We start from the raw sequence: 23,624 nt of genomic DNA, 5'->3' as shown, positions 1-23,624 counted from the left end.
CCCCCCGCCACCCTTCAACACACCGTTGGAAGGCCCTTGAAGCTCACGTTGACCACCGCCGACCCCCAGGGGCGGCGGACCGACCACCTGCTCGACCTGCCGAGCGACGCCACCGTCGCCGAACTCGCCGCCGTGCTGTCGACGCCGCGCCTGTACCTGGGCGAACGACTGCTGGACTCCGGGACGCCGCTGGGCGCCGGCGGCGTGCGCGACGGCGTGCTGCTGGGGCTCGACGCCCCGGTGCACGTCGACGAGGACTCGGCCGACGCCTGGGACCCGCCGGCCACCGACCCCGTGCTGCTCGAACTGCGCCATGTCTCGGGTCCGGGCGCCGGCCAGGTCTGGCGGCTCGGCCCCGGCACCTACGAGGTCGGCACCGACCGCCGCTGCGCCATCCGGCTCGCCGACCCGCGGCCCGACGCCCCCGAGGGCGGCGTCCACGAGGAGTCGGCGACCCCGCCGGAGGGCACCTGGGTCACGGTGCACGCCGACGGGACGGTCAGCTTCCGGCTGCCCGAGGACGCCGACCCCGAGGAGTGCGGCCTGCGCAGCCTCACCCCGCCGCCGCCCGTCGACCCGGAGACCGGCACGCCGCTGACCGACGAGGAGCCGGCCGGCTCGCGCGACGGCGGCCCCGGAGGGCACAGCGAGGAGCCGCCGCCGGCCGGCGAGGACGGCCTGCCCGAGCCCGAGCCGCTGCCGCCGCCCGGCTACCGGCCGCCGCCCAGCGACGGGTCCACTCCCTGGCCGGCCTTCGCCGACCTGACCCTCGGCGACCATCTGCTGCGGCTGGCCGCGCCGTTCGAGCCGGACGCCGCCGTGCGGCTGTCCGACGACGGGATGACCCTGGAGTACAGCCGTCCGCCGCGCATCCTGCCGCACCTCGACGCCGAGAACCTGACCCTTCCCGGCCCGCCGGCGCCGCAGGGGCCGCGACCGTTCCCGTTCATGCTGATGATCTCCCCGATGATCATGGGCATGGCCATGGTGGCGATCTTCCGGTCCTTCTACTTCCTGATCCTGATCCTCTTCACCCCGCTGATGGCGCTCGGCAACTGGATGCTGGGCCGCCGCACCAACCGCAAGCGGCACGAGGAGCAGGTCCGCCGCTACCGGCTGCGCCGCGCCGCGCTGGAGCGGGAGATGCGCCGCGCGACCGTGGAGGAACGCCACCAGCGCAACACGGCCTCGCCCGACCCCGCCGCCGTCCTCCAGATAGCCAGGGGCCCGGGGCACCAGCTGTGGGAGCGCCGCCGCCCGCACGGCGACTATCTGACCCTGCGCCTGGGCACCGTCACCCGCGCCTCGTTGAAGCGCATCTCCGACCAGGCCCGGGAGAGCAACCACCGCAGCGTCAACTGGCGGCTTGCCGACGTGCCGGTCGGCGCGGAACTCCCGCTGCTCGGCGTGCTGGGCATGACCGGCACCGACCAAACCGTCCGGGCCGTGGCGCGCTGGGCCGTCGCCCAGTCCGCCGTGCTGCACAGCCCGCGCGACCTGCGCATCGTGGTGCTCACCGACGAGGAGCACACCGCCGAGTGGGCCTGGGTGCGCTGGCTGCGGCACCTGCGCCCGGTCCGGCCCGGCGCCCGCGCGCCGCTGGTCTCCTTCGGCCGCGACCAGACCTCCACCACCCGGCGGGTCAGCGAGCTGTACGCCGACGTCCAGGCGCGCGTCGCCGCCTCGGGCCAGAACACCGGGCGCGCCGCGGTGCCGAACGAGCCCGACGTGCTGGTCGTGATGGACGGCGCCTACCGGCTGCGCGACGTGCCGGGCGTCATCGGCATCCTGCGGCAGGGCCCGCCGGTGCGGATCTACAGCCTCTGCCTCGACGAACGCGAGTACCTGCTGCCCGAGGAGTGCGCCGCCGTCGTCACCGCCAGCGGCAACCGGCTGACCATGCGGGTCTCCGGCACGCCCTCCGTCTCGGAGATCCGCGCCGACCAGGTCACCCCCGAGTGGTGCGAGCAGACCGCCCGCGCGCTGGCGCCGCTGCGCGACGTCACCGTGGAGTCCGACGCCGGAATGCCCTCCGAGGTGCGGCTGCTGCCGCTGCTCGGCCAGGAGCCGCCGGACCCGGCCGCGCTGGTGCGGGCCTGGGAGCGCACCCCGGCCAGCACCCGCTTCCCGGTGGGCGCGGGCTACGACGGGACCACCTATCTGGACCTGGTGACCGACGGACCGCACGGCCTGATCGGCGGCACCACGGGCGCGGGCAAGTCGGAGCTGCTCCAGACGATGATCGCCTCGCTGGCCGCCGTGAACCGGCCGGACGAGCTGACGTTCGTGCTGATCGACTACAAGGGCGGCAGCGCGTTCCGCGAGTGCGCCGAACTCCCGCACACCCTCGGCATGATCACCGACCTCGACGGCCACCTGGTCCAGCGCGCGCTGGCCTCGCTCGACGCCGAACTGCGGCGCCGCGAGCAGGTGTTGGCGGACGTCGGCGTCAAGGACCATCGCGAGTACCAGGCCCGCCGCGCCAGGGAGCCCGAACTCCCGCCGCTGCCCAGGCTGTTGCTGGTCATTGACGAGTTCGCCACGCTGGTCAGGGAACTGGTCGAGTTCGTTCCCGGACTGGTCAGCCTGGCCCAGCGGGGACGCTCGCTCGGGCTGCACCTGCTGCTGGCCACCCAGCGGCCGGCGGGCGCCGTCTCCAACGAGATCCGGGCCAACACCAACCTCCGCATCGCGCTGCGCGTCACCGACCGCACCGAGAGCACCGACATCATCAACGCGCCGACCGCCGCCTCCATCTCTCCGTCGACCCCGGGCCGCGCCCTGGTGCGGCGCGGCGACGGTCCGCCGCTGCCGTTCCAGACCGCCTGGGCCGGCGCCGAGCGCCCCCCGGAGGGCGCGGACGGCGTGGAACGCGCCAAGCCCCGCACGGCGCGCGGCGCGGAGCTGAGCCTGGAGCAGCTCGGCCAGCCGCTGCCGGCGCCGCAGTTCGTCCACGAGCCGCCGGTCATCGGCGAGGAGGAGGACGAGGAGGAGACGCCGCGCGCGGAGGGCGAGGAGGAGCGTCCAGGCGACCCGCCCACGGAGCTGACCGCCCTGGTCGACGCCGTGCGGGCGGCGGCCGAGGCGCTGGAGGACTTCGAGCCGCAGCCCAGGCCCTGGCTTCCGCCGCTGCCCCCGACGATGCCGCTGGAGGCGCCGAAGGCCGACCCCAGGCCCGGCGCCACCCGGCTGCCGCCGGTGCCGTACATCTTCTTCGACCTGCCGAGCCATCAGGACCAGCGGCTCGGGCACATCGACTTCGGCGTCTTCGGACACCTCTACGTCATCGGCGCCCCGCGCTCAGGACGCACCCAGACCTTGCGCACCATCGCCGGGTCGGCCGCGCTGCACCTGACCACGGACCAGCTGCACGTCTACGGCATCGACGCGGCCGGCGGCGGCCTGGCGGCGCTGGAGTCCCTGCCGCACTGCGGCGCCGTGGTGCCCCGGCACGACGGGGAGCGGCTGGACCGGCTGATCCGCCGGCTGATCGACGAACTCACCCGTCGCCAGGCGCTGTTGGCCAAGCACGACGTGTCCTCCCTGACGGAGCTGCGTCCCAAGCTGGCGCCCGCCGAGCGTCCGGCGCACCTGCTGCTGCTGATCGACGGCTGGGACGCGCTGGTCACCATGCTGGAGAAGCAGGACGGCGGCCGGGCCACCGACGACCTGCTGCGGCTGCTGCGCGAGGGCGCCACCTCGGGGCTCCACGTGATCGCCACCTCGGAGCGGATGCTGCTGGGCGGCCGCGCGGGACAGCACAACGACCGGCGGCTGATGCTGCGCCAGGCCGACCGCATGGACTACGCCGTGGTCGGCGTCAACCGGCGGGTGGTGCCGGAGAACGTGCCCGCCGGGCGCGGTTGGTCCTCGCCCGGGGGAGTGGAGGGCCAGGTCCTCACCCTGCCGCTGTCCGCCCTGGCCAAGGGCGGCGACCAGGCCGACGCGCTGCGGGCCATCGGCCGGCAGGCGACGCTGCGGGACGGCGGGGTCGCCGACGAGCAGCGGCCGTTCGCGATGGCCTCGCTGCCGGAGATGGTCGGCTTCCAGGAGGTCGCCGACCAGATGACGGACGAACAGCGCAGGCCGCTGTGGGCGTTGCTGGGCGTCGGCGGTGACGACGGCGGGGTGCTCGGCTACGACTTCGCCGAGGGCTCCGGTTCGTTCCTGGTCGCCGGGCCGCCGCACAGCGGGCGCTCCACGGCGCTGGCGGCGATGTGCGTCTCGCTGGTGATGAGCGGCACCTCGCTGGTGGTGCTCACGCCCAGGGACTCGCCGCTGCGGCAGCTGTCCCGGCACGGGCTGGCCCGGGTGATCGCCGAGGTCGACCCCGATCCCGAGGTGCTGGAGGAGGCGTTGGCCGAGGTCGCCGACCGGCCGGCCGTGGTCGTCGTCGACGACGCGGAGCTGCTGGTCAACAGCCGGCTGGACCGGCCGCTGCGGCAGGTCGGCTCCTCGGGCCGCGACCGCGGCCACGGGCTGCTGCTCGCCGCGCCCGCGGAGTCGATGACCACCATGGGCTGGATCGGCGTGGCCCGCCGCGGCCGGCGCGGGCTGCTGCTCGGCCCGAAGGGGCTCAACGAGGGCGAGCTGATCGGCGCGCGCCTGACGCCGGAGCACCTGCGCGGCGGCGCCGTGCCCGGCCGGGCCTGGACCGCCGGCCCCGGCGGGCGGGTGCGGGCGGTGCAGGTGCCGCTGACCGTGCTCCAGTAGCGGGCACCGCCCGGGAGGACCAGGGCCCGGACGCCTTCTCGGCGTCCGGGCCCTGGCGGTGCGACGGCCGTGTCAGGTCTGGCTGATCTCCGTGCGGTCGTCGTTCCACTCCACCGGGGTGCCGTCCAGGCCCTCGGAGTCGTTCCACTCCGGCGGGTCGTCGGTGTCGGTGGTGACCTCCTCCGCGGTCACTTCCAGGCCGCCCTCCCCGTCGATGCTGGAGAGCGTCGCGGCGAACAGCTCCGCGTCGTTGTTCTGGAACGCGTCGTTGAGGCTGGTGAACAGGTTCGCCCAGTTCTGGATGTTACTGGCCGCCATGTGCATGGACTTGCTGAATTCCTCGTACGCGGTCTTCAGCGCCGGGCTCGCCTGCTCCAGGTAGAGCCCGTTGTCCAGCAGGTTTCCCACCGTGCTGAGGAGGCTGTAGATCTCGGGCACGATGATGTTGCACTGCGTGCTGAGCTTGCCCGCGGTCTCGGCGATGCCGGCGTAGTCGGCTGAGATGTCTGCCATGTCCCCGGCCTCACTTCGGGTTGCGGATGTTCTCCGCGTACTGCTTGTCGAAGTCCTTCATGCCTTCCATGATCTGCCGGAACTGCTCGGCGAAGCCGTCGATCGCGTCGCAGAGCTGGCCCAGCTGCTCGTGGAGGATGTTGTACTGGTCGGTGATCGCCGCGTTCGTCTCCGGCAGCACCAGCGAGGTGCCCAGGGCGTCGTCGATCGCGCCCTTGGCGGCGTCCTTCGCCGGCCTGATGGTGTCGTCGTTGGCGGTCTTCATCGCGGCGGCGGCGGACTCGACTTCCTCGTACGTGATGCTGATGTTGGGCATGACCACTCACTTCCTGCTCGTCAGGGATGTCCGTCGGATGGCCGGGCGGGCGCCGGCGGTCAGTCGTCCTCGTCCACCTCCACCCACTCGGCGTCGTCACCGCTGGGCCCCTTGCGGGTGTACTCGGTGACCTCGGTCTCCTCTTCGCCGTCGTCGTTCTTCGACGTCGTGGTGGAGGTCTGGCTGCCCGAGCCGTCCTCGTTGATGGTCACCTCGGAGACGGTCTCGCTGCCGTCCGGGTTGATGGTGGTGATCGTGTAGTCCCGCCGGTCGTAGGTGTTCCCGTCGTCGTCGGGTTCGCTCGGGTCGGGCGGGCCGTCGTACTCGATGGTGGTGGTGGTCTCCTGGCCGTTGCCGGTGTCCACGGTGGTCTTCTCGCCGATGACGTTGTGGTCCTCGTCGAACTCCAGCCACACCTTGACGCTGCTGCCGTCCTCGTCCTCCAGCCAGATGTGGGTGGGCTGGTCGTCCTCGGGGTCCGGCGGCCGCTCGCCGGGCGGGGCGGGCCGGTCCTCGCCGTAGTCGTCCCTCCACGCCTGGCACCACTCGGGGGCCTCCGGGTTCGAGCAGACCTCCCAGATGTCGGCGTCCGGGTGCTCGTCGAAGTAGTCGGCCGCGCCGATCTCCTCCAGGTAGGCGTTCCAGGCGTCGTTGCGCTCCTCCCAGTTCTCGACGGCCTCCTTCTCGCCGAGCCACCGGTCGTGCAGCGTCTGACCGGCCATCACCAGCGCGTTGCTCGCCAGCGTCGCGTCCTGCTGGAGCATCGCGTCGGCGACGCCGCCGAACATGTCGCCGAACCGCTCCAGCTTGTCCTTGCCCTCGTCGATCCGGGTCTTGGACAGGCCGTAGAACACCTGGAACTCGTAGGAGAGTTCGTAGTTGCCGAAGATCGACTCGTTGGAGGTGGCGGTGCCGTCCCCGATCTCCTGCCAGGTCCCGATGCCGCCGGCCGTGTCCGCCCGCTCCACCAGGGCGTGCAGTCCGCGCTGCATGGCGTAGAGCTTGTCGTAGTCCATGGCGAGGTCCGCCATCGTGCCTCCCTCCTCGTCGTGCGCCTCGGCGGCCCCGTGAGGCGCGCCCTCACCCCTTTCCACGTACCGGCCCGGCGGAAGGTTCAGCATTTATGCCACTCCCGGTGAACCTCGGGGCCCTCTCGTACGTAGAAGGAGACGAGGGGCTGGTCGCGGACGGCCCCCGACCGTCCCCGGCGGGGACGGCGCCGCCCCGGCCGACGCGCCGTCGAGAGGAGAGGACACGTCGTGGCCCGTTCGTCCGACTGGAGTGCCCTCGACCTGGATGAGGACCCCACCCCCGGGGACCCGGACAAACTCGAGGCGCTGCTGGAGGCCCAGAAGGAGATCATCGACCTGGCGGCCGACATCGACGACGGCCTCGACGAGTTGATGAGCGAGAACAGCTCCTACTTCATCGGCGAGACCGCCGACGCGCTCCGCGAGGAGATGGACAACCGGGTGCGGAAGTTCGTCCAGAGCTTCCGGGACGCCCACCAGTCGGTGTACGACGCCCTGTCCACCTACCACGGCGTGATGGTCACCCAGCAGGGCATCGCCGACGGCGCGTTGAGCAGCGCCGCCGGTCTGGACAAGGAGGACTCCGAGTGGGAGGAGCACCAGACCACCGCGAAGAACGCCGGTGAGGCCCTCTCCGAGGCGGCCTCCACCGCGGCCGGCGTCGTCTCCACGGCGGGCTCCGACATCAGCTCGATGATCGACCCCTGCGAGGAGTTCTGGAAGTTCCTCACCTACTTCGTCCTCGCGCTGATCCTCCCCGCGATCATCCTCGGCGGGCCGACCGCGGTGCTCTTCCTCACCCTCAGCGCGGTGCTGATGGTCAAGACCGCCATCGACTTCGCCGGCGGCAAGGCCAGCGTCGCCGAACTGGTCCTCTCCGTGCTGGGGATGCTGGTCCCCACCACCCGCGGTCTGAACGTCATCGGCGCCTTCAAGTCCATCAAGAGCTGGGGCGCCTCCACCTGGACCAAGTTCTCCGGCATGACGTTCCGCGACATCGTGACCAAGCTGAGCACGCTCCCCAAGCGCCTCGTCACGGGTGGCATCGCGTTCATCGGCGGGATCATCACCACCACCATCAAGGGCACCAAGGAGCTGATCAGGGGCGGTGCCTGGGCCGACAACGCCATCTTCAAGGGCCTCGGCGGGGTGGACGGCTTCGCCGGCTATGTGACGTCCCACTTCAAGGGGATGGGGCCCTCGGCGATCATCCTGCCCGTCAACGTGATGGAGATGGGCTCCAAGGCGTGGTCCCTCTCCGGCTTCACCAACGCGTTCAAGATCTCGATGTTCAACCGGGGCGTCCTCAACCAGTACCGCACCGGGGCCTTCGTCCACGGCACCCACACCATCGACGTGCGGGCCATCGCGGGGTTCGACGGCGCCCGCAACCCCCAGGTCAACGTCGCGCTGTGGTCGCGCTACCAGCCGGGCGGCGCGGCCACCGCGCGCTTCCTCGGCGGCCTCGGCGCCGGGCTGAGCGACGCCAGCAAGGCCCCGGTCATCACGATCGGCGGCGGGTTCAACGGGCTCGGCACGCCCAACCGCACCTCGGTCGACCTCACCATGGGCGACATCTCGCCGACCGGCACCCCGCACTCCCTCACCCCGGGCAACCGCACGCCGATCCTCACCCCCAACTCCTCGGTGATGGACCTCTCCGTCACCAACCCGCCGCCCAGCAGCGCCTTCCAGCCGCCGACCGCCGTCACCTCGCCCTCGGTCCCGACACCGGCGAACGGCCAGATGGTGGACATGTCCCTGGCCGACATGCGGCCGGTGTCGCCGATCTCGGTGCACATGGCCGAGACGGGCACCAGGATGGGCGTGCCCGACCTCGCCCCGCCCAGCCCCCAGATCGGCTCGGTCGAGGGCATGGGCCACATGCCGGGCGATCTGTACGTGGCGCCGCCCGCCTCCGTCGTGACCCACATGCCCTCGCCCGGCGGCCAGGTCGTCGGCGTGGAGATGCCGCTGCTCTCCCAGGTCGACACGCCCACCCCCGCCGTCCCCGGCGGCCAGGCCGTCAACACCGGCGGGGCCGGCGCCGACGTCTCCCAGGCCAACGTGGGCTCCCTCCGCTTCGACCAGGCGCTGGACACCGGCCGCATGGTCGGCGCCGACGGCGTCGTGACGGAGCTGCCGGCCGTCAACGTGACGGGGATGCAGCAGCTCGGCGAGACCATGGCGGTGCCGCCGGTCAGCACGGCCCCGCCGCGCGCCGAGACCGGCGCGGTCAACGCCAACACCGCCGCCATCAACCCGGCGACCGTGCCCCAGATCGGCACCTCGACCGGCGTGACCGGGGGCGTCGGCGGCAAGGTGACCGGCGACCTCGGCGTCAACCTGACGCACAACGCGCCGCCGCCGCTGCGCGTCGGCTTCGCCGACCAGGGCATGGGGATGGCCGCCCCCGACGCCTCCCAGATCGGCAACGGCGCCCGGGTCACCTCCGACTTCCACACCGCGCCCGTTGAGGGAGCCCCCGGCAGGACCGTCGACCAGACGACGCCCGGCACGGGAGTCACCGACACCACGGGCGGCGTCACGCCCACCCCGGTGCGCGGCGACAACGGCGGGGCCTCGCTCGTCGACCTCGGCGACGGCGCGGCGCGCGCCGCCGGCGACGTGCCGCTCGCCCGGCCGCTCGGCGGCATCGGCCATGTCGGCGGCGAGACCTCGGGGGCCGTCAGGGCCACCAGCACCCCGCCGCCGCCCAGCACCGTCGCGCCGACGCTGGACGGCACGGTCGCGGCGCCGGTGCGGCAGCCGCGCGGCGGCGGGCTCGAAGGCGAGGGCGCGGGCGGCTCCGGCATCCAGCCCGTCCGGCTGGAGAGCATCGACGGCAGGACCAGCGCCCCCGCCGACGGCATCGCCGCCTCCGTCCCGCCGCCCGTCACCCGCGCCGGCGGCGGCGAGGGCGGCGCGGACAACGGCGCGCTGGGGCTCGCCGAGCGCCCGGGCGGCCACGGCCCCGGCGTGGTCCCCGTGGAAAACATCGTCGTCACCCACCGGCCCGCGGCCTCCGCGCCGCTCGCGCCGCCCCCGGCCGCCGCGGTGCCCCCACCGGCGCTCATCCCCCGGGGCGCCGGCGGGGGCGAGGCGAACGGCTTCGGCCTCTTCCACGGCCCGGGCAACGGTGCCACGCCGCCGCCCGCCGACCCGGTGCGCCACCTGATCGCCGCCCTCGACGACGCGCCGGCCGCGCCCGTCGGCGCCCCCGCCAGGGGCGCGGAGGCCGACGGCGGCGGCGTGCTCCGGCCCGACTCCCGCGTCGAACTCCTCGGCCAGGACGGCGCTCCCACCGGCGTCACCGTCGTCGGCCGGGGCGAGGGCGCGCCCACGCTGCTGCGCGGCGACACCCAGGCCCCCGGCGAGGTGCGGATACTCCCCGACGCGCTCACCGTGCGCGGCGGCGACAGCGTCACCCTGCACGACCACGCCGGCGCCTACCTCGGCGGCCTGAACGCGCACCGCTCCGGACCGCTCGCCGGCCACGCGGTCGTCACCTCGCTCGACGGCCCGCCCCGCCTGGTCACCCTCGGCGGCCAGCCGGTGGCCGGCGCCTCCATCAGCCGGGTCGGCGACCTCGGCTGGGCCGTCGTCCCGCCCGGCGCGCCGCGCGGCGCCGTCGTCGACACCTCCGGCGCCCACACCCACGACCTGGTCCCGCTGCGCGGCGGCTCGGGCGACACGGCCGGCGGCTTCGCCGCCGTGCCCCGCGCCGGCGGCGAGGTGGCGCTCGTCGGCAGGGGCGGCGACCAACTCCCCAACCCGGCGCAGGTGGTGGGCGACTCCCTGCTGGTCCAGCGCAAGCCGGGCACCGTCGACTTCCACTCCCTCGACGGCGACCTGCTCAGCTCCGCCCACGGGCTGCCGGGGCGCGGGGGCCACGAGCTGATGACGCCCGCCGGCGGCCGGCCGGCCCACGTGCTCGGGCCCGACGGGCAGCTCCTGGACGGCGCGGGCGTGCGGCCCTTCGGCGACGGCCTCCTCGTCGAGCGCCCCGGGCACCGGGCGGTCGTCATGGACGGCGACGGCGTCCACACCCACGACGCGTTCCGCTTCACCCACGGCGGCGAGGACTGGATGCTGGCCGTCCCGCAGCGCGCGCTCGACGGCAAGCCGGTGCTGGTCCGCGACGTCGGCGGCGCCTTCACCGACGCCGGCCCCGCCGTCCGCCTCGGCGCGCACGGCACGCTGGTCCGGCTCGGCGACGGCGCGTTCCACCTGGTCGACGCGGCGGGCGGGGTGACCCCCGCCGTGCGGCTGATCGACCGCGCGGGGCAGCCGACCGAGCTGATCCACACCCCGCCGACCGGCACCGCCGGCGGCGCCGTCTACCGCACCGACGGCCGGCTGCTGACCGACGACGTGCTCGCCGGCTTCGACGGCAACCGCGTCGTCGTCCGCACCGGCGCCACCTACAGCGTGCACGGCGCCGACGGCACGTTCCTCGGCTCCGGCGCCGCCCGCGCCGGCGGCCCGCTGGGCGAGGGCAACCGCCTCGACGTGCCCGTCGACGGCGGCCCGGCCCGCGTCGTCGACGCCTCCGGCGCCCCCGTGCGCGGCGCCACCGTCCACCCGGCGGGCGACGGCGGCCACCTGGTCCAGGTCCCGGGCCAGCGGCCCGGGGTCGTCGACGCCTCCGGCGCCCACACCCACGACGTCTTCCCGCTGCGCGGAGGCAACGGTGCCTCCCACGGCCTCGGCGCCATGCCGCTGCGCGACGGCGGCGCGCCCCTCGCGTTCCGCCCCGACGGCACCCCGACGCGCGGGGTCGGCCTCACGCACGACGGCGACCTGCTGATCGTCGGCCGCGAGGGCGGCGCGGGCGCCGTCTACGACATGGGCGGCCGCTTCGCCGGGCTGCGCCGTGGCGTCGACGAGGGCCCGCTGGCCGGCCACACCATCACGCTGCTGCCCGGCACAGGCGCGCACCGCGTCGCGGACGCCTCCGGCGCGCTTCTGGACGGCGCGACCGTCACCCGTTTCGGCCCCCACCTGTTCCTGGCCGAGGTGCCGGGCAAGGGCGCGGTGCTGCTGGACCGCGCCGGCCTCGGCACCCAGCCCGTCGTCCCTGTGCCCGTGGCCGGCGGCGCCGACCGGCTGGTGGCGCTGCCCGCCGGCGCCGGCCGCTCGGGCCCGCTCGACGGCGCCTGGCTGGACGGCGCCGTGCTGCGCCGCGAACTCCCCGACGGCACGGCCGACTTCGTCGCCGCCGACGGCTCCGTGCTGGGCCGCGCGCTGCCCGTCACCTCCGGGCCGCTCGACGGCCGGGTGTTCCTCATCCCCGAAGGCGCGCCGCCCCGCCTGGTCGAGGCGGACGGCCGCGCCGTGCCCGACGCCGAGTTCACCCCGCTCGGCTCCGGTGGTCACCTGTTGTCCACCGACGGTGGTATGCACCACCTGATCGAACCGGGCGGCACGGACATCCACCGGGTGATCGTGCTCACCGGCCGTCCCGGCGAGCCGGACATGATGGCGGTCGTCCGTTCCCAGGGGGAGATCTACCCCCATCCGCGCGGCGCCGACGGCGTCACGCTCACCGACCACACGGTGCGCCGTGTCGACCCGACGGAGATCGGCGCCGACGGGCGGTACGTCCGGGGAGCGCCCAAGCTGGTCGTGTACACGCCCGACTCCCGGGCCGTCAGCCACGACCTGTTCAGCGGGGCCTTCCGGTCAGACCAGCCCTCCATGCCCGGCGCCCACCGCGTCACCGAGGTCGACTACCGCCTGCTCACCGCCGAGGACCGGGCCGTGGTCCACCAGTACCTCATGGAGGCGGCCAAGCGCCCCGCGCCCCCGACGCCGGACATCCCGCGCACGCTCATCGTCGGCAAGGCGATGGACGAGAGCCCGCTCTGGCCGGCGCCCGGCGGGGCGAGCGGCTCCGGACACGCGGGCGGCGCGGGCACCGCGGGACACGGCGCGTCGTTCGCCCCCGACGACCTGCGTATCGCGTTCGACCCCGACACCGGACGCGTCGCGCGCGCCGACCTCGCCGGCTCCGCCGCGGGTGCCGACGCCCCGGTCGTCCGCGTCGAGGCCACCCCGGACGGCGACCTGGTGCGCGTCACCAGGGGCGGCGCGGAGATCCACACGGAACGCTGGGTCTCCTTCGGCGCCGACCTGCGGGGACGGCTCACCGGCGGCGATCTGACGCTGCACCGGGTCACCCCCGACGGCGGGCTCGCCGCCGTCGACGACGCGGTCACCCCGCTCGCCGACGGCTCCGGCTTCCACCTCGCCCTGCCCGACGGGCACCGGGCGGTCGACCACGCCGGCGCCACCACCCACACCGTGCTCCCGCTGCGCCCCGCCGGTGGCGGCCCCGCCGCCGACCACGTGTTCACGCCCGTCGGCGGCGCCGGCGGCGCCCCCGCGCTGCTGGACGCCGCCGGCAACCCCCGGCCCGGCGCGCTGGACGTCACGGCGGACGCCGTCACCATCCGCCGGGGCCAGACCACCGACATCCACGACCCCGCGACCGGCGCCCTCGACACCCGCGTCCACCACCTGACGGAAGGCCAATGGAACGGCTACGACCTGCGCGTGCCCGACACCGGCCACACCCCGGGCGCGCGGCCGGCGCTCGACCCCCCGCCCGGCCGCCCCGCCGTGGAGGCGAGCGTGGACGTCCTCACCGACGGCAGGTTCCGCGTCCAGCCGCCGACCGGCACCGGCCAGGTGATCGGCGCGGACGGCACCAGGCTCGGCGACAACCTGCCGCTGCGGCACGGCCCGGACGCCACGGGCGAGCACGTCGTGGTGCCCGCGCGGCCGGCCGGCGGTGAGACCGCGTGGCTGGAGTCCGCCGGCGGCGGCCGGATCGCCGGCTCCGCCGTGGACCGGGTCGGCGACGGCTTCCACGTCCGGCGCCTGGACCAGCCGGACACCGTCGCCCTGCACGGCGCCGACGGCGCCCTGGTCCACGTGGCCCAACGCGTGCGCGTCGGCCCCGCGTTCGACGGCGCCTGGCTGGCCACCCCGGTCGCCGGCGGCCTCCGCGTCGTCGACGACGCCGGCGGCGCCTTCGGCGCGCGGGCCGTCCCCCGGGGCGACGACCTGCTGCTGGTCTCCGACGACGCGGTCGCCGGCGTCACCCGCGCCGGCGCCCCCACCGAGGTCACGCTGCCGCTGCGCAACGCCGACGGCACGGATTCCCCCTGGACGCTGCACACCCCGCCCGGCGGACAGCCGCAGGTGCGGAACGCCACCACCCACGCCGTGGTCGGCGGCGACGACGTGCGGATCGTCGGCGGCGCCCTCGAAGTCCGCCACGGCGACTCCGCGTTCACCCACGGCACCGACGGCTCCCTGCTGAGCGAGGCGCACCGGGTGCGCGGCGCGGGCGACGAGCTGGACGGCGTCGACCTGGTCGTGCCGCACACCCCCGGCGGCGTGCCGCACCTGACGCGTGGCGGAGCCGCCGTGCCCGGCGGCTCCGCCACCCCGCTCGGCGACCACGGCTACCTGGTGCGGGCCGGCGGCGCGCACGGCGTCGTCGACGACACCGGCGCCTTCAGCCACCGCCTGGTGGAGACCACGCTGCCCGACGGCACGACCGGCCTGGTCGCCTGGTCCCAACGCCCGGGCGGGCGACACTTCTTCGTCAACGCGACCGACGAGGTCGGCGACCTCGGCGTCAGGTTCCACCCGGCCATCGACGACCAGTTCACCGTCACCAGGGGCGGCTCCACCTTCGAGTACCGGGCCGACGCCATGGCCGGCGGCGGCTTCGCCGGCCAACTGCTGCGCGAGAGCCACCCGATCACCGGCGGCCCCGTGCCGGGACGCACCCTGGTCGTCCCGCACGACGGGCAGCCGCCGCAGATCCGCACCCCGGGGGAAGCGAACCGGGAGGTGACCCCGCAGCACTGGGGCGGCTTCGACGGCTTCCGCATCGACGAGGGCGGCGGCCGGCCGCACACCGTGGTCGACGGCACCGGCCGGGTCACCCACACCGCCGTGCCGCTGACGCCGCGCCCCGGCACCGCCGACCCGTTCGACGCCTGGGTCTTCCGGCCCGCCGACGGTGCCGCCGGCGGCGGGCCCGTCCTCCGCACCGCGGGCGGCGCGGAGCACACCGCCGACTTCCGGGCCACGTCGGGCCGTTACCACGTCTCCGAGCCGGGCGGCGGCGGGATCACCCGGGTGCACGAAGCCGACGGCCGGTTCGTCGAGGAACGGCTCACCCTCAACGGCGGCGCGCTGGACGGCCACCGGCTGCACCTCCCGGAGAACCTGGACAACGCCCGGATCACGCCCCCCGGCGGCAACGCGCGCCCCGTCGCGGCCGTGCCCCAGACCGACGGCGCGCTGCGCGTCGGCTTCGGCGACCACCACCTGATCATCGACCCCGCCACCGGCGGCGCCACCCACCGCGTGATCAGCTTCAGCGGCTCCGGCGCCGCCGCCGACACCCACGCCTGGGTGCGGCTCGCCGACGACGCGGTGCTGCCCGCGCCGCGCGCCGCCGACGGCACGGAGGTGGCCGGCGCCCAGGTCGTCCGCGCCGCCGACGGCGACCTGCGGGTGACCCGCACGGGCACCGCGGCGATCGACGTCTTCAGCGACACCGGTGCCTTGCGCTTCCAGGCCAGGCCGCTGACCGGCGGCAACGCCGCGGAGGCCGGCGACTTCGTGCGCGTCTACGAGATGACCTACAAGGGGCAGACCTACCGCGCCTACGACGTGGTGGACGACGCGCTGACGCCGCGCGCCGGCCGCGCCGCGGTCGGCCGGCAGGCCACGCCCACCGACGTCGACCTCAACGGCGGCTTCCGGGTGCGCGACACCGGGGACGGCCGGGTCTGGGTCTTCGGCCGCGACGGCCGGCTGGAGGCCCACCTCGGCGCCGCCGCCGACGGCACGCGCATCCGGACCCTCACCACCTACGAGCGGCCGGCCGGCGGCGGCGCGATCGAGCCGCGGACCGTCCGGGTGGTGGAGATGGGCGACGCCAAGGGGCGGCGCTTCGCCGAGATCGAGGGCGGCCGCGCGGTGCGGGACGTCGACCTCGCCCCGATGCCCGGGCGCACCACCACCGCCACCGACGGCGGCGGTTTCCGCTACACGGGCGACGCCCGGGGCCTGCGGGGCGGCGAGTACCGCCAGTACGCCGCCGACGGCCGGCTGCTGGAGCAGCGCATCAACGTCATCCACCGCGGCCAGCACACCGAGGGCGAGTTCTACCTGGTCCGCAACGAGCACGACGCCGGCGGCAAGGTCACCGGCGGCAGCTGGGAGCGCTGGCGCGGCGGCGCCGCGCCCCCGGACCGGGCGTCCGTACTGGATCGGGGCCGGGTCGACCCTAAGGGCGCCTCGCAGGGCCACGTCTTCCTGCTCACGGAGAACGCGCTCGGCGTCCGCGGCCACGCCTTCGAACGCCGCCCGATGCCGACCGGCGACGTCCTGGACGCCCACGCCCCGGGAACCGTCACCGGCTTCGTCAAGCGCTGGCACGACCTCCCGGTCGGCACGTCGCAGCGCGAGCGGTGGCAGAAGGTGAGCGCCGACGGCAACGCCGCCGGCGACGGCATCCGCGTCTGGGGCACCAGCCGCCGCACCTTCTACGACTACCGCGACGAGATCCACGTCTCCCGCAGCATCCGCGGGCCGGAGCACCACTACCGGGAGACCCCGCAGGGCGGTTACGTGTTCGGGGTGCGGGGCACCGACAGCGGTGCCCCGCCGCGGAACGGCGCGGTCGGCCGCTGGTACCGCTTCGACAGCGACCTGGGGGTCCAGGCCACCGGCAACCGCCACATCGGGCTGGCGTCCAACGGCTGGCGCGACGAGATGCCCGACCCGCGCCTCGGCTCCGCCGTCGAGGTCAACGAGAAGGTCGGACGCCTGGGTTGGCACGGGCTGCGCACCTTCAGGGCCGAGGACCTGGGCACCGACGGGCTGCCCACGCGCGGCGTCACCGCCGTCTCGCCGCAGGGCAAGGACGTGCGCTCCGTCCGCACGATGCCGAACGGCGACGAGCTGCACCTCAGCCGGAACGCGGAGCAGCGGCCGCCGAACTTCTACCGGGCGCTGCTCTCCCCCGAGTTCCGCAACATGGACATGACCACGCCGCGCGGTCGCTTCTTCGCGCTGCCCCATCCGTTCCTGCCCCGGGAGAACCGCTACGTGGGCCGGAACGGGGAGGCCGCCTGGGTCAACGACAGCCGGCTCCAGACGTTCGACTACCAGATCTACCGCGACGGCCGGGTCGTCGACCACGGCGTGCAGGTGGTCACCACCCGGGGCTTCAACACCACGCTCATCTCCCACAACGGCCGCATCGCCGGTGAGACCCGGGAGCTGCCCAACGGGAACAAGCTGGTGGTCGGGCCCGAGGTCAAGATGCCGGACGGCGTCGAGCGCCGGGACGGCTATCTGCCCTGGACCCAGGGCGACGGCAAACTGTCCGGCCACCGCACCTTCCGCCCGGACGACTTCGTCGACCCGCCGGCGGCGACGGGGAAGACCCGCGAGGACGTCGTCTGGCAGGACCAGTTCCGCGCCGACCTCCCCGCCGGCGGAAACTGGTACACCCGGGACGCGGGTCAGGTCTGGCACGCCAACCGCATGGGCTTCAAGGACGGCACGATCCTCGACTTCCGTCCCCCGCCCCGCGCCGGCGGCCAGGTGGGCGACGGCGGTCTCGACTTCCAGCGCACCGTGCACGCCGGCGCCGACGCCGACTGGTCCCTGCTGACCCACCAGGGCAAGCTGATCGGCCGCGCGGACACCTGGCTCGGTGCCGGCGCGGACGGCGCCGCCATCCGGGTCGTCAGCCGGTACGGCGGTGGCAGGGTCAGCTGGTCCGTCGAGGGCGACGACGCGCTCACCGGGGGCCGCAACCTGGCCTCGCGCAACCAGTTCGACCACCACCAGTACTTCGACCGGGAGTCGTTCCGCGACTACGCCACCGTCAACGGGCAGCGGGAGCTGATCCGGGAGTTCCGACTCCTGTCCGACGACACCGGCGTCATGGCCTGGAAGACGCGCGGCGCCGACGGCGGACCCGACGTCTGGCAGTGGAACAAGGTGGACCGGTTCGGCAACGTCATGGAGTTCGGCGAACAGGGCCAGCGCGTCCGCTGGTGGTCCGACGACATGCGCCGCTGGGAGGATCGCCTGATGCGCCCGGACGGGGGATACACCGTCGTCCAGGAGCTGCCCGTCGCCGTGGGCAGCGCGATCCGCCAGGCGTTCAACGACTCCCCGCTGCGGGTGCGCGAGTACTTCCCCGACGCGGCCAGCCTCGGCACCGTGCCCCGCACGCTGGACGACCACCGCGGTCTGACCTGGAAGGAGTTCGAGTCGGGTGCCGTCGCCCGCCGCAAGGTTCCGTGGGGCGACGACGGCACCTACATGGAGATCGAGGCCATGACCAAGCAGTGGCGGCGGTGGGGCTACGACGCGGAGACGGGCAGGTGGCAGCTGCTCGGCGAGCGCTCCGTCGCCGGCTATGTCCGGGAGCTGCCGGCCGAGTCCCTCGCCGGCGGCCCGCCCTTCACCGGGGACCTGCGGCTGATCGGCAGGGAGACCTACTTCTTCGACGTGCTCAACGAGTTCCGCACCTTCGAGCGCATGTACCGGCAGCCCCGGCGCACGCCCTGGGGCTCCGGCGTCGAGGCCACCGGCGAGTCCACCTACACGCCGTTCGCGCTGCGCAACTTCGAGCACATGGCGATCGAGTTCGCCCAGGAGTTCGTGCTGGACTTCGGTGTCGGCATGGCCATCTACGCGGCCATGCCAGGCGACTTCGGCCTCAACGACGTGGCCGCGGCGGCGCTGCGCGCGCTCGTCGGCGCCTCGGTCAAGGCCGGCTTCATCGGGCTGCACAACTTCGCCGCCCACCACTCGCAGTTCCGCGTCGGCCTCAACTGGCAGGACCGCGGCTTCCCCTACCGCCACCGCCAGGACGACGACGACACGGCGGGGGAGTGGGCCTCCAACGAGTTCGTGCTGCGCTGGCGCGGCGGCACCTACGACTTCTTCAAGGACGGCTTCGTCGTCGCGCCGCTGGGCTCCTTCCTCGGCACCCTGGTCGCCGCCGAGGCGCTCGGCGTCAAGGGCCCCGACGGCGAGTGGCACGACGTCTCCCTCGGCCAGGCCGCCGCGCTCGCCGGCGCCACCGCGCTGGGCACCGTGGTCGGCGGCCTCGCCACCGGCGCGCTGAAGGCCGCGATGCAGAACACGATGGGCGCCCGCTGGTACCACCGGCAGGGTGTGATGGACTTCGTGGTCGTCCCGGTCATGGGCAAGTTCATCGACAAGCCGCTCGGGCAGCTCGTCTTCGGCCCCGAGGTCCGCGACATGCTCGGCGTCACCTCACCGGTTCCGCCCCCGCCGCCGGAGACCCCACCCGTTCCCGACGCCTCGGGCGAACCCGAGACGACCTCAGACGCCCCCGGAGAGAACCCATGACAGAGCCGATCCGCGTAGCGCCCCGCACCCGGGGCGCCTATCGGACGATCACCGAGGCGTTGGGCGCCGCCCCGGCCGGGGCCGTGGTCAGCATCGCCCCCGGCGAGTACCGGGAGTCGTTCCGCCTGATCCGCAAGGTCTCCCTCGTCCCGCAGCACGGCCCCGGCTCCGTCACCGTCGCCGTCCCGGCCGCCGCCGGCGCGCTCTCCGTCGCCGCCCCCGACTGCCGCGTCAACGGCCTGGTGCTGCGCGGCGTCGACCCCGGCGAGGCGCTGCTGCGGATCGAGGACGCCGCCGGGCTCACCCTGGAGCACTGCGTCATCAGCCAGGGCCGCGTCGAGGTCCTCGGCTCGCGCAACCACGCCGCGCGCCCCGACCAGCCGGTGACGGACATCCCGCTCAACAACGACCTCGCCGCCGACCTCGCCGACCCCACCGCCGGCGGCGTCCTCGTCGCGCGCCGCAGCCGGCTGCGCGCCGCCCGCCACACCGCGCTCCACCTCACCGGCGACGCCCTGGCCCGGCTGGACGACACCGCCATCGAGGACGTCGAGGGCATCGGCATCGCCGTCTCCGGCACCGCCGTCCTGCGCGCCGACCAACTGCGGGTCCACGGCGGCTCGGGCTCCGCGCTGCGCGCCCGCGACGCCTCCCGCGTGCTGCTGCGCGGCAGCGGCCTCTTCGGCGCCGGGCGCAACGGCCTCCTCGTGCAGGACGCCGCCGAGGCGCTGCTGACGGACTGCCGGGTGGAGAACGCCGCCCGCTCCGGCATCCGCCTCGACCACACCGCGCGCGCCGAGATCGAGGAGTCCACCCTGCGCGACGCGCGCCTGTCCGGCGTCGAGGTGCGCGACCAGGCGCGGGTCACGATGCGCGGCGTGCGGGTCGTCGGCGGCGAGACCGGCGTGCGGCTGCGCTCCACCGAGGAGTCGACGCTGCTGCACTGCGCGGTGACGGGCCAGCAGGGCAACGGCGTCGAGCTGGAGTCCGGGGCCGACGCCCGGGTGCGCGGCGTGCGGGTGGCCCGCAGCGGCAAGCACGGCGTGATGGTCGGCGAGGGCTCCCGGGGCACCTTCGACCACTGCGACGTCATCGCCACCGGCTTCCCCGCGCTGCACGTCGGCCGCGAGGCCGCCCCCCGCTTCCGCGGCTGCCGCGTCTTCGACTCGGCCCACGACCTGGGCGTCTTCGAGGGCGCCAGCCCCGTCTTCGAGAACTGCGTCTCCATCAACGTCGGCTCCCCCCGGCTGCCCGGCGTCCGACGCGGCGGCACAGAGCCCGGCGCCCCCGCCCCCCGTACCCGCGACCGCGCCGGCGACGGCGGCCCCACCCCGCCCCCCGGCGGTCCCCAGGGCCCGAACGGCCCCCAGGGCCCCGCCGGCACGCCCCCCGCCCCCGCCGGCGCCGGAGCGCGCGCCGGCGCGCCGGCGGCGACCGCCGCCGACGGGCAGCGCCCGGACGGCGACGACGGCGAGATCGAGGCCGAGTCGCTCACCGACCTCCTCGCCGAGCTCGACGAACTCGTCGGCCTGGAGACCGTCAAGCGCGACGTCGGCGGCATGGTCAAGCTGATGCAGACCGTCCGGATGCGCCAGGAGGCCGGGCTGCCGGCGCCCCCGCTCAGCCGCCACCTGGTCTTCGCCGGCAACCCCGGCACCGGCAAGACCACCGTCGCCCGCCTCTACGGCCGGCTGCTGCACGCCCTCGGCCTGCTCTCCCGGGGCCACCTCGTCGAGGTCGACCGCAGCGCGCTGGTCGGCGAGTACATCGGACACACCGGCCCCAAGACCACCGAGGCGTTCGACCGGGCGCGCGGCGGCGTGCTCTTCATCGACGAGGCGTACGCCCTGACCCCCGCCGGCGTCAGCCAGGACTTCGGCCTGGAGGCCGTCGCCACCCTGGTCAAGCTGATGGAGGACCACCGCGACGAGGTCGTCGTGATCGCCGCCGGCTACCCCGGCGAGATGAGCCGCTTCGTCGACTCCAACCCGGGCCTGGCCTCCCGCTTCACCCGCAGCCTGCTCTTCAGCGACTACTCCACCGAGGAACTGGTCAGCATCGTCGAGCACCACGCCAGGCGCCACCGCTACGACCTCACCGACGGCGCCCGCAAGGCGCTCGGCGACTACATCGGCTCGATGCCCAGGGGGGAGGGCTTCGGCAACGGGCGCAGCGCCCGCCAGATCTTCCAGCGGATGACCGAGCACCAGGCCATGCGCGTCGCCGAGCTCACCGCCCCCAAGGAGAGCGACCTGACGACCCTGGACGAGAACGACCTGCCCGACTCCACCTCCTGACCCCCGCGCACCCCGCCCCGACCGCCCGAGCCCCCCACGCCGGGCCCCGACCGTGAGGCACCGATGACACACCAGCCGCACCGGACCGACGGCCGGTTCGCCGACACCTTCGCCCGGAAGCCGGCCAGGCCCCGCCGGGGGCTGCTGCCCGGCAGACGCGTCTACGCCTCCGTGCTGTGGGCCGTGCTGACGGTGGCGGTGATCACCGGCTCCGTCCGGGCGGTCGGCGCCGTCTTCTCCGACGGCGAGGAGACCGACCCGGTCGCGGCCGTCGCGCCCCCCGTCCCGGAGCCGGAGCCCGAGCCGGAACCCGTTCCCGAGCCGGAGCCCGAACCGGAGCCCGAGCCCGAACCGGAGCCGGAACCCGTTCCCGAGCCGGAACCGGTCCCGGAGCCGGAACCCGAGCCCGAACCGGAACCCGAGCCGATGGCCGACCCGGAGCCCGGACCCGTCCCGGCCGAGAACGTCATGCTGCGCAACTACGCCACCGGCCGCTGCCTGGACATCCCCGGTGCGGGCAAGGGCGAGCCGACGGGCAAGGTCCAGCAGTACCGCTGTCTGCCCGAGGACGACAACCAGCTGTGGAACCTGGAGGTCAGGTACGAGGACCAGGGCCCCGGCGGCGTCCCCCTCGTCCAGATCCGCAACGCCCTCGACGGCCTCTGCCTCGACCTGCCCAAGTACGGCGCCCGGCCGCTGCACACCCGCGTCTACGAGTTCACCTGTGACGGGACCACCGAGGACAACCAGCTGTGGTGGTTCGACGAGCAGGACAACGGCACCTACTGGATCCGCAACTACGCCAGTAACAACGTCTGCCTCGACGTCCCGGGCAACCGGGACGACGCAGAGCAGCTGCACCTGATGATCTTCACGTGCACCAACACCGACGACCAGGAGTGGGACATCGTCCGCCCCGAGGACATCGGTGGCAGTGCGCGGCAGGGAGGTGGCTGACCAGGAGAGAACACCCGAGGGCCGTCGCCGCTCCGAGGCCGCGACGGCACCCCCTGACGACCCACGACGAGGACGCCCACGGGCGGGTCCTCGTCTTGACCGTGAGGCACAGATGAAACGAAAGCCGAACCGCACCGACGGTCGGTTCGCGGACGCGTTCGCGCGTCAACCGACCAAGGCGCGCCGGGGGTTGCTGCCAGCCAAGCGCGTCTACACCTCCCTGGTGTGGGCGTTCGTGATGGTGGCCGTGATCGCCGGCTCGGTCCAACTGGTCGGTGGCGTGTTCCGGGGCGACGACGAGGCGCGCACCGTCGCGGCTCCCGCGCCGCCGGAGCCGGAACCGACCGAGGAGGAGCCGGAGCCGGAGCCCGAGCCCGAACCGGAACCCGAGGAGGAGCCCGAGCCGGAACCCGAACCGGAACCGGACCCCGCTCCCCCTCCCGCCCCGGAGCCCGAGCCCGAGCCGGAGCCCGAGCCCGAGCCGGAACCCGAGGAGGAGCCGGAGCCGGACCCCGAGCCCTTCGCCAACCAGCCGTCCGTCACCATCGTGGACGGCGCCGCCTACTACCTGGTCGCCACGACGGGACCCGACCGCTGCCTCGACGTCGAGGCCAGCAACACGGAGGCCGGCGCCAAGATCCAGCAGTGGGAGTGCAACGGGACCTCGGCCCAGCAGTGGACACTGCGCAAGGCCGAGTCCCCGAACGTTTTCACGCTCTCGGCCATGGGCAACTGCCTGGACGTCCCCAATGGCACCACGTCCATGGGCGCCGAGATCCAGACGTGGACGTGCAACGGCATGACGCCGCAGCAGTGGCGCGTGGAGCTGAACGACGACGGCACGGTCAGCCTGCGGTCCGTGAAGAGCGACTACTGCCTGGACATCCAGTCCAGCAGCAACGCCCTGGCGGCCCGCATCCAGCAGTGGAACTGCAACGGCAGCATCGCCCAGTCCTGGAGGCTGGAGCGCGTGTAGCCACCGCGGCACCACGGCGCGACGAGACGGCCTCCCTCCCCGGAACTCCCCGGGGAGGGAGGCCGTTTCCGCGGGTCCACCGGTCCGCTCGACGCCCGGAGGGGCGGCGCGACCGGCGCCGGACGCGGGTGGCGCGCCGCCCTGGTAACGTCTCCGGCATGTCTGCTGCCTCGTGCGCGGCCGCTTGTGCCGCGGTGACCAGGACGTCCCGCTAGCGGCGGGGCGTTCGACGCACACCTTCCCGGGCGTCCAGCCGCTTCGTGATCAGACCGGAGCGGCACCTTCGTGCTGCTCAGAGCCTCTTCTGAGTAACGGAGCACCTGATGTTCCCGGACAACCTCTCTTCACACGGGCATCGTCCGTCCGCCGCGCGCGCCCGGCTGGTGCTG

Annotated in this window: 8 protein-coding genes; 5 read left to right on the top strand and 3 right to left on the bottom strand. The window is 74.5% G+C overall.

The genetic code is table 11. The annotated features are described in order from the left end of the window. Positions 1 to 36: 36 nt before the first annotated feature. Positions 37 to 4,713 carry an FtsK/SpoIIIE domain-containing protein gene (locus CRP51_RS19160; RefSeq protein WP_097232496.1) on the top strand — a complete coding sequence of 1,559 codons (4,677 nt, stop codon included), beginning with the start codon at positions 37 to 39 and terminating at the stop codon, positions 4,711 to 4,713. A 72-nt stretch (positions 4,714 to 4,785) separates the two neighbouring features. Here CRP51_RS19160 and CRP51_RS19155 read toward each other — a convergent pair whose 3' ends face one another. From CRP51_RS19155 to CRP51_RS19145, 3 genes are read right to left on the bottom strand one after another with little or no spacing between them, the layout of a single operon-like run. Beyond that, positions 4,786 to 5,226, bottom strand: coding sequence for a hypothetical protein (locus CRP51_RS19155; RefSeq protein ID WP_097232495.1), 441 nt, complete (start codon positions 5,224 to 5,226; stop codon positions 4,786 to 4,788). Positions 5,227 to 5,236: 10 nt separating this feature from the next. Continuing rightward, positions 5,237 to 5,542: a hypothetical protein gene (locus CRP51_RS19150; RefSeq protein ID WP_097232494.1), complete on the bottom strand. Its 306-nt coding sequence runs from the start codon at positions 5,540 to 5,542 to the stop codon at positions 5,237 to 5,239. Between the two features lie 59 nt (positions 5,543 to 5,601). Beyond that, complete coding sequence (locus CRP51_RS19145; protein ID WP_141514626.1) at positions 5,602 to 6,573, bottom strand: serine/arginine repetitive matrix protein 2; 972 nt, start codon at positions 6,571 to 6,573, stop codon at positions 5,602 to 5,604. A 228-nt stretch (positions 6,574 to 6,801) separates the two neighbouring features. On the opposite strand from CRP51_RS19145, the gene CRP51_RS19140 reads away from it, so the two are divergent. The 4 genes from CRP51_RS19140 (at position 6,802) to CRP51_RS19125 (ending at position 23,235) form a co-directional block, all read left to right on the top strand. Beyond that, entirely contained in the window at positions 6,802 to 19,005 is a 12,204-nt protein-coding gene (locus tag CRP51_RS19140) for a hypothetical protein (RefSeq protein ID WP_097232492.1), read from the top strand. Continuing rightward, positions 19,002 to 21,302: a right-handed parallel beta-helix repeat-containing protein gene (locus CRP51_RS19135; protein WP_097232491.1), complete on the top strand. Its 2,301-nt coding sequence runs from the start codon at positions 19,002 to 19,004 to the stop codon at positions 21,300 to 21,302. The genes CRP51_RS19140 and CRP51_RS19135 overlap by 4 nt, the downstream gene beginning before the upstream one ends. Before the next feature lie 63 nt (positions 21,303 to 21,365). Then, complete coding sequence (locus CRP51_RS19130; protein ID WP_097232490.1) at positions 21,366 to 22,259, top strand: RICIN domain-containing protein; 894 nt, start codon at positions 21,366 to 21,368, stop codon at positions 22,257 to 22,259. A 112-nt stretch (positions 22,260 to 22,371) separates the two neighbouring features. After that, positions 22,372 to 23,235, top strand: coding sequence for an RICIN domain-containing protein (locus CRP51_RS19125; protein WP_097232489.1), 864 nt, complete (start codon positions 22,372 to 22,374; stop codon positions 23,233 to 23,235). Positions 23,236 to 23,624: the final 389 nt, after the last annotated feature.

This window comes from Streptomyces zhaozhouensis (assembly GCF_900230195.1).
GTDB lineage: Bacteria > Actinomycetota > Actinomycetes > Streptomycetales > Streptomycetaceae > Streptomyces > Streptomyces zhaozhouensis.
Note: the sequence above shows the minus strand (reverse complement) of the source record. Positions and strands in the feature narration are given on the sequence as shown.

What these genes read in the sequence shown, in the direction of transcription:
- CRP51_RS19155 (WP_097232495.1), bottom strand. Translation starts at nt 5,226, where the DNA reads ATGGCAGACATCTCAGCCGACTACGCCGGCATCGCCGAGACCGCGGGC.
- CRP51_RS19150 (WP_097232494.1), bottom strand. Translation starts at nt 5,542, where the DNA reads ATGCCCAACATCAGCATCACGTACGAGGAAGTCGAGTCCGCCGCCGCC.
- CRP51_RS19145 (WP_141514626.1), bottom strand. Translation starts at nt 6,573, where the DNA reads ATGGCGGACCTCGCCATGGACTACGACAAGCTCTACGCCATGCAGCGC.
- CRP51_RS19135 (WP_097232491.1), top strand. Translation starts at nt 19,002, where the DNA reads ATGACAGAGCCGATCCGCGTAGCGCCCCGCACCCGGGGCGCCTATCGG.
- CRP51_RS19130 (WP_097232490.1), top strand. Translation starts at nt 21,366, where the DNA reads ATGACACACCAGCCGCACCGGACCGACGGCCGGTTCGCCGACACCTTC.
- CRP51_RS19125 (WP_097232489.1), top strand. Translation starts at nt 22,372, where the DNA reads ATGAAACGAAAGCCGAACCGCACCGACGGTCGGTTCGCGGACGCGTTC.